The sequence below is a fragment of the Glaciecola sp. HA4-3 genome, from assembly GCF_055693685.1.
In genome coordinates this window covers 1,481,892-1,496,050 of record NZ_CM146340.1, presented here as the reverse complement: position 1 = coordinate 1,496,050, position 14,159 = coordinate 1,481,892, and the positions used below count along the sequence as shown (strand labels likewise).

Annotated in this window: 10 protein-coding genes and 1 pseudogene; 2 read left to right on the top strand and 9 right to left on the bottom strand. The window is 38.1% G+C overall.

The window, feature by feature from the left end; genetic code table 11:
• The first annotated feature begins 43 nt into the window (after nucleotides 1–43).
• Nucleotides 44–658, top strand: coding sequence for an FAD-binding domain-containing protein (locus ACZ1G6_RS07060; RefSeq protein WP_472618645.1), 615 nt, complete (start codon nucleotides 44–46; stop codon nucleotides 656–658).
• Between the two features lie 3 nt (nucleotides 659–661).
• Here ACZ1G6_RS07060 and ACZ1G6_RS07055 read toward each other — a convergent pair whose 3' ends face one another.
• On the bottom strand, nucleotides 662–979 hold the full coding sequence (locus ACZ1G6_RS07055; RefSeq protein WP_472618644.1) for a hypothetical protein: 318 nt from the start codon (nucleotides 977–979) through the stop codon (nucleotides 662–664).
• A 135-nt stretch (nucleotides 980–1,114) separates the two neighbouring features.
• Here ACZ1G6_RS07055 and fabA point away from each other — a divergent pair, with 135 nt between their 5' ends.
• Nucleotides 1,115–1,633 carry a bifunctional 3-hydroxydecanoyl-ACP dehydratase/trans-2-decenoyl-ACP isomerase gene (fabA, locus tag ACZ1G6_RS07050; protein WP_472618643.1) on the top strand — a complete coding sequence of 173 codons (519 nt, stop codon included), beginning with the start codon at nucleotides 1,115–1,117 and terminating at the stop codon, nucleotides 1,631–1,633.
• Between the two features lie 47 nt (nucleotides 1,634–1,680).
• Here the strand turns inward: fabA and rmf are convergent, their stop codons facing one another.
• The 8 genes and pseudogenes from rmf to ACZ1G6_RS07010 all read right to left on the bottom strand — a co-directional run bounded on the left by rmf (nucleotide 1,681) and on the right by ACZ1G6_RS07010 (nucleotide 14,050).
• A complete protein-coding gene (gene rmf / locus ACZ1G6_RS07045) occupies nucleotides 1,681–1,857 on the bottom strand; it encodes a ribosome modulation factor (protein WP_472618642.1) in 177 nt (58 codons plus the stop codon).
• A gap of 309 nt (nucleotides 1,858–2,166) precedes the next feature.
• Nucleotides 2,167–3,333: a DUF3466 family protein gene (locus ACZ1G6_RS07040; RefSeq protein WP_472618641.1), complete on the bottom strand. Its 1,167-nt coding sequence runs from the start codon at nucleotides 3,331–3,333 to the stop codon at nucleotides 2,167–2,169.
• A complete protein-coding gene (locus ACZ1G6_RS07035; protein ID WP_472618640.1) occupies nucleotides 3,330–3,839 on the bottom strand; it encodes a hypothetical protein in 510 nt (169 codons plus the stop codon). The genes ACZ1G6_RS07040 and ACZ1G6_RS07035 overlap by 4 nt, the downstream gene beginning before the upstream one ends.
• A 14-nt stretch (nucleotides 3,840–3,853) precedes the next feature.
• Nucleotides 3,854–5,788 (bottom strand): ATP-binding cassette ATPase Uup, encoded by a 1,935-nt coding sequence (gene uup, locus ACZ1G6_RS07030; RefSeq protein ID WP_472618639.1) that lies wholly within the window; start codon nucleotides 5,786–5,788, stop codon nucleotides 3,854–3,856.
• Nucleotides 5,785–6,015, bottom strand: a complete 231-nt coding sequence (locus tag ACZ1G6_RS07025; RefSeq protein WP_472618638.1) for a glutaredoxin family protein — start codon at nucleotides 6,013–6,015, stop codon at nucleotides 5,785–5,787. Before ACZ1G6_RS07025 ends, uup begins: the two co-directional genes overlap by 4 nt.
• Nucleotides 6,012–8,129: a bifunctional 23S rRNA (guanine(2069)-N(7))-methyltransferase RlmK/23S rRNA (guanine(2445)-N(2))-methyltransferase RlmL gene (gene rlmKL / locus ACZ1G6_RS07020; protein ID WP_472618637.1), complete on the bottom strand. Its 2,118-nt coding sequence runs from the start codon at nucleotides 8,127–8,129 to the stop codon at nucleotides 6,012–6,014. Before rlmKL ends, ACZ1G6_RS07025 begins: the two co-directional genes overlap by 4 nt.
• Nucleotides 8,122–9,125, bottom strand: a pseudogene (gene pyrD, locus ACZ1G6_RS07015) (quinone-dependent dihydroorotate dehydrogenase). The gene rlmKL and the pseudogene pyrD overlap by 8 nt, the downstream one beginning before the upstream one ends.
• An 80-nt stretch (nucleotides 9,126–9,205) precedes the next feature.
• On the bottom strand, nucleotides 9,206–14,050 hold the full coding sequence (locus tag ACZ1G6_RS07010) for an NAD-glutamate dehydrogenase (protein WP_472618636.1): 4,845 nt from the start codon (nucleotides 14,048–14,050) through the stop codon (nucleotides 9,206–9,208).
• Nucleotides 14,051–14,159 lie beyond the last annotated feature (109 nt).

Sequence of the window (14,159 nt, the reverse complement as noted above, 5' to 3'; positions counted from 1 at the left end):
TTGGCATTGTCACTTTATTCAAAAATTTGAAAGCGAATCGGAAATGGAAGTACGGCCCGTCAATAAAGCTTACTTACACTATCAATACGATAGAAGCGACTTCGCGCAAACAAAGCTTCAAGCTTGGAAGCAAGGCAACACAGGGTTTCCTTTGATAGATGCATGCATGAGAGCATTAATTGCAACAGGCTATTTAAACTTCAGAATGAGAGCAATGGTAGTTAGTTTTCTGTGTCATCATTTAAATGTGGACTGGCAAGAGGGTGTTGTGTATTTAGGCCGTCTTTTTTTAGATTTTGAACCGGGCATACATTATCCACAGTTTCAAATGCAAGCAGGCATTACAGGCACTAATACAATTCGTCTATATAACCCAATAAAGCAGTCTTTAGAAAAAGATCCGCAGGGAATTTTTATTAAAAAGTGGCTACCTGAATTGAATGACATACCTGAAAACTATATACACGAGCCTCATTTAATTCCCCCGATTGAGGCAGCTATGATTAACTTTGATTGCCAAAGAGACTATTTTCTCCCTATTATTGATATCAAAACTGCAAGCAAAGAAGCTAGAGACAGACTTTGGGCGTTTCGTGATAGAGATGACGTCAAAACCGAAGCGTGCCGCATCTTAATAAAGCACGCAGTGTTGAATTAGACACTATTCAAGTTCATTTTTTTTAGGGGGTTCTGGACTTTCTGCTGGTAAGCGTTTGCTGATACGTTTTTTACGCTCTTCTTCAAGTAACCATTTATTCAAAAATCGTATCTGCCCATTTTTATACGCCGCATAGGTTATGCGTAACGAATTTGAGATTATATCACTGTCTGTCCAACCCGTTTTTTCTACAATTTCTTTATAATTTTCCATTGCAGTAGGCGTTACATAACCCCTAACCAGCTTTTTGCCTAGAGCCTTTTGTCTTTCTCTAAACCGTTTTTGTTTTTCGGCGTTAGCCACAAGTTTTTTATTTTTCATAAGCGGCATTGTAGTGCGTTTTAGGTAAAGTGTAATCAAAAAGACAATTAATTTACAATTTTTCACTGTTCAGAGTAGTTAAGCGTACAAGTGTTCGCTAAAATAGTGTCTGGATAACATAATGAAGTAAATTAAATGTCGATAGATAAAAATAGTTTTACCAAAGAAGACTTACTAGCCTGTAGTGCAGGAGACTTATTCGGGCCAGGTAATAGTCAACTGCCCGCCCCTAATATGTTGATGATGGATAGAATCACTAGCATTTATGAAGACGGTGGAGAACATGATAAGGGTTTTATTGAAGCAGAATTAGATATTACACCTGATTTGTGGTTCTTTGATTGCCACTTTCCTGGAGACCCTGTTATGCCTGATTGTCTTGGTCTAGATGCAATGTGGCAATTAGTTGGATTTTTCTTGGGTTGGTCAGGTGGTCCAGGTAAAGGAAGAGCGCTTGGTGTTGGAGAAGTAAAGTTCACGGGACAAATACTCCCTAATGCGACAAAAGTGACTTATCGAATAGACTTTAAACGAGTAATAAAACGCAAACTGTTTATGGGACTTGCTGATGGCTCAGTTTCAGTTGATGGGCGTGTAATATATACAGCAAAAGACTTAAAGGTTGGGCTATTTCAGGATACATCCAAATTTTAAATATAAAAAACCCCGAGTATTCGGGGTTTTCTTTTTAAAATTCTATTTTATCTAGTATTCGATACTAATTGCCTGTCAGTGGATGCCTCTCGCCATCCTCCTAACCAATGTGATCTTGCGTCCGACGACTGAAATGGACAATTTTCTTTTGAACGACCTGTAATGCCAGCTTGATAACCTTTAGCGTGCGCTCTGCTTAACTTATCTCTTTTTTGTCTTTTCATTAATAGCCTCTCTTTGCCAAAATAAATGTAACACCATTCATAAATGCAACATACCTTTTGGTATCTCAACTTCATTATTTATTAATGTTACATATATAGTGATACACCCTCGTCAGCATTGATTCAAGTATGAAATTATGAATAAGGTATAAATGTGCCTAAGTACTTGATTAGTAGCGATGAATTTAATAAACCAAATAATGCTAAAAAATATTGATTTAATTACTCATAGATATTAAAAACAAAAAGCCCACATAAACAGTGGGCTTTCGGCATTTTAGGATGATTATCCTAATAAAGGCGGCAAACTTACTTTTTTAATCTTCGACGAACAAAAGTAATTAAACCTAATCCTACTATTAAGAAAACACTCAAAGATGCTCCTTGACGCTGAGTCTCGGCAAGTTCTTCTTCACTTGGCTCACAATTCGGTGGTGTCCCGCCATTTGGCACAAGCTTGATAGTGACAACAGTATCTACAAGTGTTTGCTCACCATCATCATTTAGTACAGCCTCTCCTTTTGAGTTTCTAAAAGGCCTGGTTGTTAATGCATCAGCAACGATTTCATTATTATCGTTAATATCATTAGCAGCAATAATTTGAAAATTAGCGTCACATGGAACAAGATCATTTAAATTGGTGAAGGTATTCGCATCAATGTCATACAAGAAAGCATTTCTTTGCCGCGTATCTGAATCAATCTCTCCATCACCAACAACCAAATTATTATTGTTTATTGCGCGTGGAATGCTTGAAGAGCTTACAAAAAAATCATCAGGAAATGTTAGCTCGTCATTATTTAAGTTGTAGACAAAAAACTTTGTGGCAGCAACATTGTTTATTAAAAGCGTTCTAAAGCCTGTCACATAGCCATTGTTATTGATACCCGTTGCAGTATTTGGTAATAAATTATTGTCATCAATTAACCGTGTAGTCACGCCATTGGTAAAGGTCGCGGCCGCGTCAAAAAATGTTCCATTTCCTTCAACAGGTGTTGTACCTACAGCAATACCGTTATCGTTAATATCAAGAGCAGCACTAGAAAATATATTAGTTGATTCAGCATCTTGTTCAAACGTTAAGCCATAAACGGTAGTATTAACAACATCGCCATTGTTATCCAAATCCCACACGGCAGCGCGACGCGTCAGTTGAGGCACGAAAGCATTTGAAGAATTACCAAAACGGTCTGTTGAGGTTCTATTTATCAAATTATACAAACATGCTTCTACCGGTCTATCTAAATCTTCAACAGACGTATCACAGTCGGCTACCGCTTCTAACACCGCATCACTAGCTTTAATACTGACTGTACCAGCCACTTGGAAATTACTATTAATTGCTGACGCAGTGCTAAGACCGCCTGCCGTTAAGTCACTTGGCAGCAATTCAGTTACTTCATCCCCGACCTGGACGAATCCTCGTAAATTAAATTCATTAACTACATAGGTGCGCTCAATTTCGTCATTGTTCACAAATGGAATTTTCTGAAAAGGCCCTTGCATGGTTCCGACAATGTGAGTCCCCCCACTGAATCACCCAATTGGGTAGTCATTGAGAATGTAAAACCGTTAGTCGCATCGGTTTGCGTATCAAACCCATTTACGTAACTAAAATCAGTTCCATCTGTTTGGTAAGCTATATTACTGGCCAGCTTTTGACCAAATTCTATATTGCCTTGAGCTTGACTAACAGCTCGGCTAGCCAGGGTAGCAAGATCAGCCGCATTGAAATCACCTTGCGCAGCGGCATCGGGGTCGGTTAAGTCAAAACCAGATAAATCAAAAAGTGATAAATCAATCGGTGGATTATACGGCGTATTAACAATGGTTAATACCAGACCAGTATTATCAATCGAACTTGCAAATTGATTGTTTGAAATAGAGTTTGTCGGTAATTCGACAATATCGTACGCCTGACCAAATGCGCTGCATGTAATACCACTTAGCATTAACAAAGCTGTTATGCGATTTACTTTCATGAAATTTCCTGTCACTACTGATTATTTTGTTTTTCTTCCAAGGATTCCCAGCGAATAAAAGCTTCATCTAGCTCTTGTTCTAGTGCCGCAAGCTTATCTAGTACGGCTTGAGTCTCACTTAATTCTTGATTAAAAAAACCTGCTTGGTTCACTTGCGATTGTAACGCTTCTATTTCTGTCTCGAGAAGGTCTAATTTCGCAGGTAAAGACTCTAATTCTCTTATCTCTTTATATGATAACTTTTTCGCCTTAGTCTTAGTAGATGAAACTGATGATTTACCGTCATTTTCTTTTACTAATTGGCTAGATTGGACAGAATCTGCGTGTTTAGACGCAGATTTTGTTGTTTCTTGTGCCAAATACCATTGATAGACATCATTATATCCGCCTACAAACTGCGTAAGTCTTCCATCTCCTTCAAATACTATACTGCTAGTTACCACATTATCGATAAATTCTCGGTCATGGCTAACTAACAAAACCGTTCCGCTATAGTCAACAAGCAAAGACTCTAGTAATTCGAGGGTTTCGACATCAAGATCATTTGTAGGTTCATCTAAAATCAGTAAATTACTTGGTTTGCTCATGAGTTTAGCAAGCATCAAGCGATTTTTTTCCCCACCAGATAGAGCTGATACTGGTACATTTACCCGTTCAGGTGAAAACAAATAGTCTTGCAAATAGCTAATAACATGACGGCTACTTCCATTAATATCAATTTCTCTTTTACCATCTGCAATGACATCGATTAACTTTTTGTCTAAATCAAGTTGACTTCGGTGTTGGTCAAAGTAAGCAAGCTCAAGATTAGTTCCAATAAATACATCGCCACTATCGGCTTGAATCTTACCTATCAGAAGATTGATTAAGGTCGTTTTACCACTACCGTTTGGCCCAATTAATGCGATTTTATCGCCTCTGGAAATCAGTGTACTAAAGTTGCTTATGATTGGCGCATCAGAATAAGCATAACTGACGTTTTCAAGTTCAATCACTCGCTTACCAGACTGATTGACTTGAGCACTGGTTATAATAGCACTCCCCATCTGCTTGCGGCGCTGTTTATATTCTTCTCGCAGCGCTTTTAGTGCTCTAACTCTTCCTTCATTTCGGGTTCGTCTTGCTTTGATCCCTTGTCGTATCCATACTTCTTCTTTGGCTAACTTCTTATCAAATTCTTTTTGCTGGGCTTCTTGAACTTCTAAATCATGGCTTTTTTGCACCAAGTAAGTTTCATAGTCACCTGGATAAGAGACTACCTGCCCTCTATCTATATCTAAGATTCGAGTGGCCATGCTTCGAATGAACGCTCTATCGTGGCTAATAAAAACAATGGTGCCATTATATGAAGACAACATATTTTCTAGCCATTTGACCATATCTATATCGAGGTGGTTAGTCGGTTCATCCAGCAATAAAATAGTTGGCTCACAAACTAATGCTCTGGCAAGCGCGGCTTTTCTTCTCCATCCTCCAGATAAGCCCGAAAGGCTGACAGCGCCATCTAATCCAAGCTTATCAAGTGCATTAGTGATTTGTTGCTCTAGCAACCATCCATTATTTGCATCAAGTTGCTCTTGAAGTATTTGTAATTTTGTTAGGGCTTTATCGCTCGGGTCGTCCGCAACTATTTTAGTTTGTGCAAAATACTCTTTAACGATGGAAGCATTCTCACTTAGCCCTTCTGCAACATAGTCAAACAGGCTAATATCATTATTTACCGGGGGATCTTGAGCTAATCTTGCAATGCTAACGTGCCCTGCCACGATGCGTTGTCCGTCATCTAGCGTTAGTTCACCACTTATGACCTTTAAAAGCGTAGACTTACCAGCTCCATTTCGACCAACAATACAAACACGTTCATTTTCTTGAAGATTAAAATTTGCATTATCAAGTAAGGGGGGATGACCGAATATCACACTCGCATTTTTAATTTGGACTAAATTCATGACAGAAATGCCGATAATTGGGTTAAGTCAAAAGGCCATCCTAATTCTTGATTGGTATCTAGGCGTTTTATAACAGGAATTCGCACCGCATATAAGTGATAAAGAGATGCGTCTTGTCTTATGTTTTTCTTTTCAAGATGTATGTCATGATCATTTATCTGATTTATTAGTGCTAGCGCATCATCACAAAGGGAACAGTTAGGCCCTGTATACAAAACAACATTCATAATGAAAGAATCCAACACTGATGTATTTTAATATGTCGCTTAAAATCATCATCAATCGTTCTTAGCGATATATCTTCAATGCTAAAACCCAACTTTTCTAGTTGCGCATGATCTAGTTTAAAGCTTCTCAAATTATTACTAAAATAGATTTTACCGCCAAGGTTTAGCTTTTTCATGGCATTTGACAATAACTCAACGTGGTCTCGTTGAACGTCAAACGACTCTTTCATTCGCTTGGAGTTAGAAAAAGAAGGCGGGTCAATAAACATCAAATCGAAGTTGTTTGATGCCTTAGGTGTTTTCAACCATTCAAGACAGTCTGCCTGCAGAAACTCATATGCTCCCTTAAGCTTGTTAAGCTCAAAGTTTTGCTTAGCCCATTCTAAATATGTTTTTGACATATCAACAGATGTTACTGATTTCGCTCCTGCCTTAGCCGCATAAACGGAAACACTGCCGGTATAACAAAAAAGGTTTAGCACATGTTTATCGTTACATGCATTTGCAAAAAGAGAACGAGTGATTCGATGATCTAAGAATAAACCGACGTCAAGATAATCATAGGGATTAATTAAAAATGATAATCCATTTTCATGCACTTTGACTTTACGTTCAGTACTATCAAGTTTTTGATATTGCTGAGTACCTTGTTGCTTATCTCGTACTTTTAACACTATTTTTCGTTTATCTATATCTAATACATGTGGAATATGCAAAAGAGCTTGTGCTAAGCGTTCTTGTGTTACGCTTTGCGGGATATCTTTTGGTGCTGCATATTCTTGAACGATACAATAATCACCGTATAAATCGATGGCGAAATTAAAATTAGGTAAATCAGCATCATAAATACGGTAAGCATTTGTATTGGCTTTTTTTAGCCAAGATTTTATTTTTTTACGATTTTTTTTAAGTCTGTTGCTGAATTCGTCATCACTGGGTTTAGCCGAGAAACTCTCTAAGTTTTCTTTTGCCAAATGGTAACACGCTAATGTTGTTTCCAATTTTCCGTTAAAGAATTTATAGCGCTTACTAGCTCTCAATTTTAGGGCTTTTAATAATTGCTCGTTTGAACACAACAGATTGACAAACCAATTAGCAAATTCATTTTTTAGATGTTGGCCTAGTTTAGTGTAGAAAGGCAGCAAACTAACATAATCATCGAGCCTTTCACCATAAGGCGGATTACTAACGATATATCCATTATTATGGTCTAGCCTAATAGACAGTGCGTCACACTGTTTAAATTCAATATATTGATCAACTCCAGCATTTTGAGCGTTAACTTTTGCAATTTCGACGACTTTAGTACTTAAATCAGAGGCATAAATTGGAGGGCAGCTAGTTATAATGTCAGCAGTTGCTTGTTCTTTTATTGCATCAAACATTTGTTTTTGATGCCCAAACCAATAATCAAAGCCCCAAAATCGTCTGTGTAAATTTGGAGGAGTATTTGTTGCCATCAATGCAGCTTCTATAGCAATTGTTCCTGCTCCACACATGGGATCAAGTAACACCGCTTCTTGATTTGTTGCCCAATTACTTCGATACAGCATCGCACACGCTATTTGTTCTTTCAATGGAGCATCGCCTGTTTCACTGCGGTAGCCACGTTGATGCAAGCTTGTTCCAGACAAATCAATACAAATAGCAACATGATCGCGTCGTAAACGCGCATGAACCTGAACATCGGGGTTTACTCGCTCGACGTTTGGCCGTTCTTGACCATCATCTACAAAAGCATCGACAATCGCGTCTTTTACTCTTAAGGCACCAAATTGACTATTGTTGATACTCTTACTTGTCCCGACAAACTGTACTGCAAAATTAGACTGATTTGAAAACTGTGCAGGCCAATCAATAATGCTTGCTAGATCATACAAATCATCAGAATTTGAAACGCGTCCATCCTGTAAAACTAAAAGGACTCTATTGGCTAGCCTAGAGTGTATACAAATACGATACGCATCGGACAGTTGTGCCTCAAAGGTTAATTGACCAGGTTGTAACTTGAATCGTGATTGGACATCATTTTGCGGTATATCTAACAGCTGTGCTAACTCGAGTTTTAACAACTCATCAAGTCCCCTAGCCGCTGTAACAATTAATTTATGCATTGATAATTTCTTTAATGAGTGATGGGCCCTGATAAATAAAGCCTGTATAGACTTGTAATAACTGTGCGCCAGAAGCTAATCGTTGTTTTGCGTCTTCTGCGTTGCTGATGCCGCCTACACCTATAATAGGTATATTACCTTTTAATGCCTGATATAACTTTTCGGTTATGTCGTTACTTTTTTGTTTTAAAACCGCGCCACTAAGCCCCCTGCCTCACCAGCGTGTTTATGTGAGTCAACAGTTGTTCTATCAAGCGTCGTGTTTGTTGCGATCACCCCGTCCATTTTACTGGATAATAAGGCATGTGCTATTTGCTCTATCGCTACATCATCTAAATCGGGCGCAATTTTAACGACGATGGGGACATATTTACCATGTGTAAGCTCAAGCACTAGTTGCTCTTTCTTAATGCCATTTAGTAAATCATCTAAGGCTTTACCATATTGTAAATCCCTAAGTCCTGGCGTGTTGGGTGATGAAATGTTGACTGTAATATAAGAAGCATACTGATAAACCTTTCTCATACAGATTAAGTAGTCATCTAGTGCTTTATCTTCAGGCGTGTCTTTATTTTTACCGATATTAATACCTAATACACCTTGGAAACTACTTTTTTTAACTTGTTCAACTAAGTAATCAACACCTTTATTGTTAAACCCCATACGATTTATCAGTGCTTGGTGTTCAGGCAATCTAAACATTCTAGGCTTAGGGTTACCCTCTTGAGGCTTAGGCGTTGTTGTACCGATTTCAATAAAACCAAATCCCATTGCTGCAAACGCATCAATGCATTGTCCATTTTTATCCAGACCCGCCGCAAGGCCAACTGAGTTGGGGAAATTGATACCCATACAAGTAGTAGGCTTAGCAGGAACTTTTTGTGCATATAGCTTTTGTAATGGCGTATGTTGGGATTTTGCTAGAAAACCTAAGGAAAAATCGTGACTCCACTCCGGGTCACACTTCAATAAAGTTTTTAATACAATTGAATACACTTGTTTACTCGATTAAGAATACAAAAAACAAAAGCCCTGCAAGGCAGGGCTTTTTATACTAACTGACTTAATCGAGTAGTTTAATGGTTTGAACTGATACTTAACAGCATCAATTCACGTAAAGCGACAGAAAACTTAGCAAATTCGTGATTATCTGTCGTTTTAAACTCAGTCATCATGTGATACCACCTAGCTAGTTTAGTCTCATTTTGCGTAATCCAATCGTTTAGCATCTCATCTGCGTCATTACTTTTTAACGCAGAGTTAAGCAATACAGATGTAATCGCACGTTGTTGCCAGTCTAGCTCTTCGCGATACGATGCCCTTGCTAACGCCTGCCAATGGTTGCTTACACTTTGATTGTTTATTTGAGTTAAGAACCAATGCAGTTCAAATATACTACCAAGTTGATAATATAAACGAGCAACTACTTCAACAGGACGCTTCTCAATTTCAGCTAACTGCGCTAAATCTAAACTTGAGAATAAATTACTTAAACAAGCTAATTGATAGGCTTGATCTGCAGGTACATTTGATTTTTTCAAATATGCTGTTCTATTCTCAACTTCTTTGACTTCATCAGGCACTAAAAATGCCGTTAGTTGACTGCTTATTGTAGAAAATGCAGGTGCATATTTAGCAATAGCATCATCGATCGCAATATCTGATTCACCATGACGTATAAACCAACGAACGGTTCTTCTGAGTGTTCGTCTCATTTGATCAAGAAGTTCAAGCTGAAGGTCTGATTCAATTACATTATCAAGATTTTCTACAGCCTCCCATAAGTCACCCATTCCAAAGATTGCTTTGACAATAGAGTAAGCGTGACAAATCTCAGTAACATTTGCTCCGGTTTCCTCCATCAAACGATGAACAAAATTAAGGCCCATATCGTTAACAATTTCATTTGTTAATTTAGTTGCAATAATTTCACTTCTCAATGGGTGCTCTTGCATCTGTTGGGAGTATTTCTTTCTCAATACCGGAGGAAAAGCATTGATTAGATACTTATCATAAAAAGGATTACTTGTGATTGTCTCAATATTTAATTCTTCTTTCAGTACCATTTTACCATATGCGATGAGCACAGAAAGCTCGGGTCTAGTTAGTCCTTGGCCCGTCGCTACTCTTTCTGAAATTTCCTCGTCACTGGGTATGAATTCAAGCTCTCGATTCAAGGACCCCATTCTTTCTAGGGTATGAATAAATCGAAGTTGTTCTTTTAGCTGTTTAACGCCCATCAGTTGTGTAATTGATATCGATTGTGTTTGACGATAACAATCTTGAAGTACAATTTCACTGACATCATCTGTCATGTCGTATAACAATTTATTTCGTTGTTTGACAGTCAAATCACCAGCGTTAACCAAGGTATTGAGTAGAATCTTAATGTTAACTTCGTTGTCTGAGCAATCGACGCCTCCTACATTATCAATGAAGTCTGTATTTACACGTCCACCATTGGCGGCATATTCAATACGACCTAATTGCGTTAGCCCTAGATTACCGCCCTCACCTACAATTTTAGCTCTAACATCTTTACCATTTACACGTAAAGTATCATTAGCACGGTCACCCACATCGGAATGGCTCTCTTTTGAGCTTTTAACATATGTTCCAATGCCGCCATTCCATATCAAATCGACTGGCATTTTGAGAACATTATGAAGTAATTCAGTAGGTGTCATATTACTTTGCTTAGTCCCTAAACATTTTTTCATTTCAGGACTAAGTTTGATTGACTTCTCACTTCGTTTGAATATACCACCGCCTTTAGAAATTAAATCACGATTATAATCATCCCAACTCAAACTCGGATCATCAAACAAACGCTTTCTTTCTTTGTAAGTCGATTTTGGATCAGGCGTTGGGTCAAAAAAGATATGCATATGGTTAAAAGCACATACTATTTTGGTTTGCTCTGACAACAGCATGCCATTACCAAATACGTCTCCCGACATATCTCCAACACCCACACAAGTAAATGGCGTAGTTTGACAATCAATACCAATCTCACGGAAATGCCGTTTAACTGATTCCCAAGCTCCACGTGCAGTGATACCCATTTTCTTGTGGTCGTAACCAACACTACCACCAGATGCGAACGCATCACCTAACCAAAAGTTAAACTTATCTGAAATACTATTGGCTATATCTGAAAAAGTAGCCGTTCCTTTATCAGCAGCAACAACTAAATATGGGTCGTCTTCATCAAGCCTGACAACATCATGAGGCGGTATAATGACACCATCTTTAATATTGTCTGTAATATCCAACAAACTGGTAATGAAAATCTTGTAACAGGCTTGCCCTTCTTGTTGTATGGTAGCTCTATCAGCACCTACAGGCATCCTTTTACAAACGAAACCACCTTTCGCGCCTACTGGAACAATGACGGTGTTTTTTACTTGTTGGGCTTTTACGAGCCCTAATATTTCAGTTCTAAAGTCTTCCATACGGTCAGACCATCGCAAACCGCCCCTTGCAACTTTTCCACCTCTAAGATGCACACCTTCAACTCTCGGTGAATAAACAAAAATCTCAAACTTAGGCATGGGTAAAGGCATTTCAGGAATCATTTCTGGTAATAATTTGAAAGACACATACGGTTTATCAACACCATGCTCATCTTGTTGATAAAAGTTTGTTCTTAATGTTGCTTGGATCAAATCGACATAACGTCTCACAATTCTATCATCGTCAAGGTTAGAGACTTTATCTAACTTAGCCATAATGTTTTCTAAAATAGAATCCACTTTGCTTTTGTTTCGTCTAAGTTTTGGACTAAATTTTTGATGAAATAGATCGATAAGCAATTTGGCAATCTGAGGATAACTTGCCATAGTATTGGCGATGTATTCAATACTAAAAGACGAGCCAATTTGACGCATATATTTAGCATAGGCTCTGACTATTGTAACTTTGCGACCAGTAATGCCTGCTCCAAGTATTAAGCGATTAAAACCGTCATCTTCTAACAAACCATCCCAAGTTGCTGAGAATGCCTCTTGAAATAGCTCTTGGGAGGTTTCCATGTCAAAAGAATCATTCTTTTTGTAGAGCATCGTGAAATCCATCACCCAAGAAACTTCACCACTGCTGTTAGTAACACGATAAGGACTTTCGTCAACAACGCGCAAGCCAAAGTTTTCAAGGATTGGAAGAACATCGGATAAGTGTATAGGCTCATTTTTGTGATATAGCTTTAGCTTAACAATATCACTTTGTGCCTGCTCTTCTTGTGGTCTGTAGAACAATATATCGAGTTTTTTATGCTCACTTAGCTTATCTATCCGTTGCAGATCTACCAACGCTGCGCTTGGAAGATTCTCTTCAGCATAACTTCTAGAAAAGGCATTATCATACTTTTGGCTGATTGCTTTACCTTTCTCTTCACCAAATACTGACACAATTTTAGTATGAAGCTTATCCTGCCATGTTTTTGTTAATTCGATTAAGTTCTTTTCAATCTCGTTCACATCGATTTCCAAATTGTTGTTGTCGACTCTTGCGATATAGTGTGTTCTGGCATAAACCGATTCTGAGAAATAAGTATTAAATTCAACTTCGCCCTGAGCACTAAACGAACGCTTTAATAAATCCTGAGTGTCTTTACGCAGTTTTGTGTTGTAACGTTCTCTTGGAACATACACCATGCATGAAAAGAAGCGCCCAAAGGTATCCTTGCGCACAAATAACTTAGACATTCCTCTTTCTTGCATTTGGAAAATGCCCATAATGATATTGGCAAGCTCTTCATCTGAGGTTTGCAGTAATTCATCTCTTGGATAAGTTTCTACTATGTTTACAAACGCTTTATATGCATGCGTGCCCTTCTCAAAGCCTGCGATTGCACACATACGGTCAATTTTTTCGCGTAAAACAGGTAGTTCAATAGCACTGTTATTGTAAAATGATGCTGAATACAAGCCGACAAAGCGGTGCTCACCAATTACATTACCTTTTTTATCAAATTCTTTAATACCTATGTAATCCATGTATGCTGGTCTGTGAACACGCGCTTTAGTATTCGTTTTTGTCAATAGCATTGGATTACTGCTAAGTGCTTCAGCTCTAGCATTTGCTGGCACATTAGATAAGAGCCTTTCTCGGTCGCTAATTGAGTTTTTCATTAAGCCCAAAGAAGTATCGTTATTAGGACACCATCTATGGTCACCCTCTATGGCTACAACATCATAATAACGGTAACCCATCAGTGTAAAATTATGATCATTTAACCAATTAAGGAAGGTTTTACATTGTGACTTAACAGCAGCACTAGCTTTACTGTTAGACTTAGAAAAAGATTCGGTGATACCGCTTAATTTTTGTCGCATTGATTGCCAATCACTCACAGAAAGTGACACTTCGCTTACTACTGAACGGATGTCTGCTCGTAGAGACTCAATGGATTTACCGGCTGATTGCCTATCTATTTCAATGTAGAAGACTGTCTCTGAAAAATGCGCATCATTCTTTTCATCGACTTTATCAACAAAACCCTGCACTTTGCCTGATTTATTACGTTCAATGTGCATGGGGGTGTGTAAAATAAGATGAGAAGTAATATTTAGTCGATTAATAGCCATTCGGATTGAATCTACTAAGAACGGCATATCATCTACAATAACTTCTATTACGGTATGCGAAGATTGCCACCCATGTTTCGCTATTTCTGGATTAAATACCTTTATCGATGGCTCTTTAGATAACTTTTTATTTTCAAGTAATTGCCAGAGGCTAAGTATCGAGCCATACAAGTCGCTGTCGCTTCTGCCGTCTAAGTCGTCAAACGACATATTCTTTAGCAGTAAATTACCAAATTGAATAACTTTTGCGGAATATGAACTATCAACTTTTTCGTTAATAAGAGCAAAAACGCGTTCTAACAAGACTGAATGCTGACCATGTGAAACAGACATAAATTGTGTTCTCGTTGTGAATAATTAGTGAATTGAAAGACGGATTATCTTTCTATATCGTCATTTTCCTAAAATAATTAATGGTTTACCAGTTATTATTAACGATAAA

Coding starts and splice junctions, on each gene's coding strand:
- ACZ1G6_RS07060 (WP_472618645.1), top strand. CDS start 44: ATGGAAGTACGGCCCGTCAATAAAGCTTACTTACACTATCAATACGAT.
- ACZ1G6_RS07055 (WP_472618644.1), bottom strand. CDS start 979: ATGAAAAATAAAAAACTTGTGGCTAACGCCGAAAAACAAAAACGGTTT.
- fabA (WP_472618643.1), top strand. CDS start 1,115: ATGTCGATAGATAAAAATAGTTTTACCAAAGAAGACTTACTAGCCTGT.
- rmf (WP_472618642.1), bottom strand. CDS start 1,857: ATGAAAAGACAAAAAAGAGATAAGTTAAGCAGAGCGCACGCTAAAGGT.
- ACZ1G6_RS07035 (WP_472618640.1), bottom strand. CDS start 3,839: ATGAAAGTAAATCGCATAACAGCTTTGTTAATGCTAAGTGGTATTACA.
- uup (WP_472618639.1), bottom strand. CDS start 5,788: ATGAATTTAGTCCAAATTAAAAATGCGAGTGTGATATTCGGTCATCCC.
- ACZ1G6_RS07025 (WP_472618638.1), bottom strand. CDS start 6,015: ATGAATGTTGTTTTGTATACAGGGCCTAACTGTTCCCTTTGTGATGAT.
- rlmKL (WP_472618637.1), bottom strand. CDS start 8,129: ATGCATAAATTAATTGTTACAGCGGCTAGGGGACTTGATGAGTTGTTA.
- ACZ1G6_RS07010 (WP_472618636.1), bottom strand. CDS start 14,050: ATGTCTGTTTCACATGGTCAGCATTCAGTCTTGTTAGAACGCGTTTTT.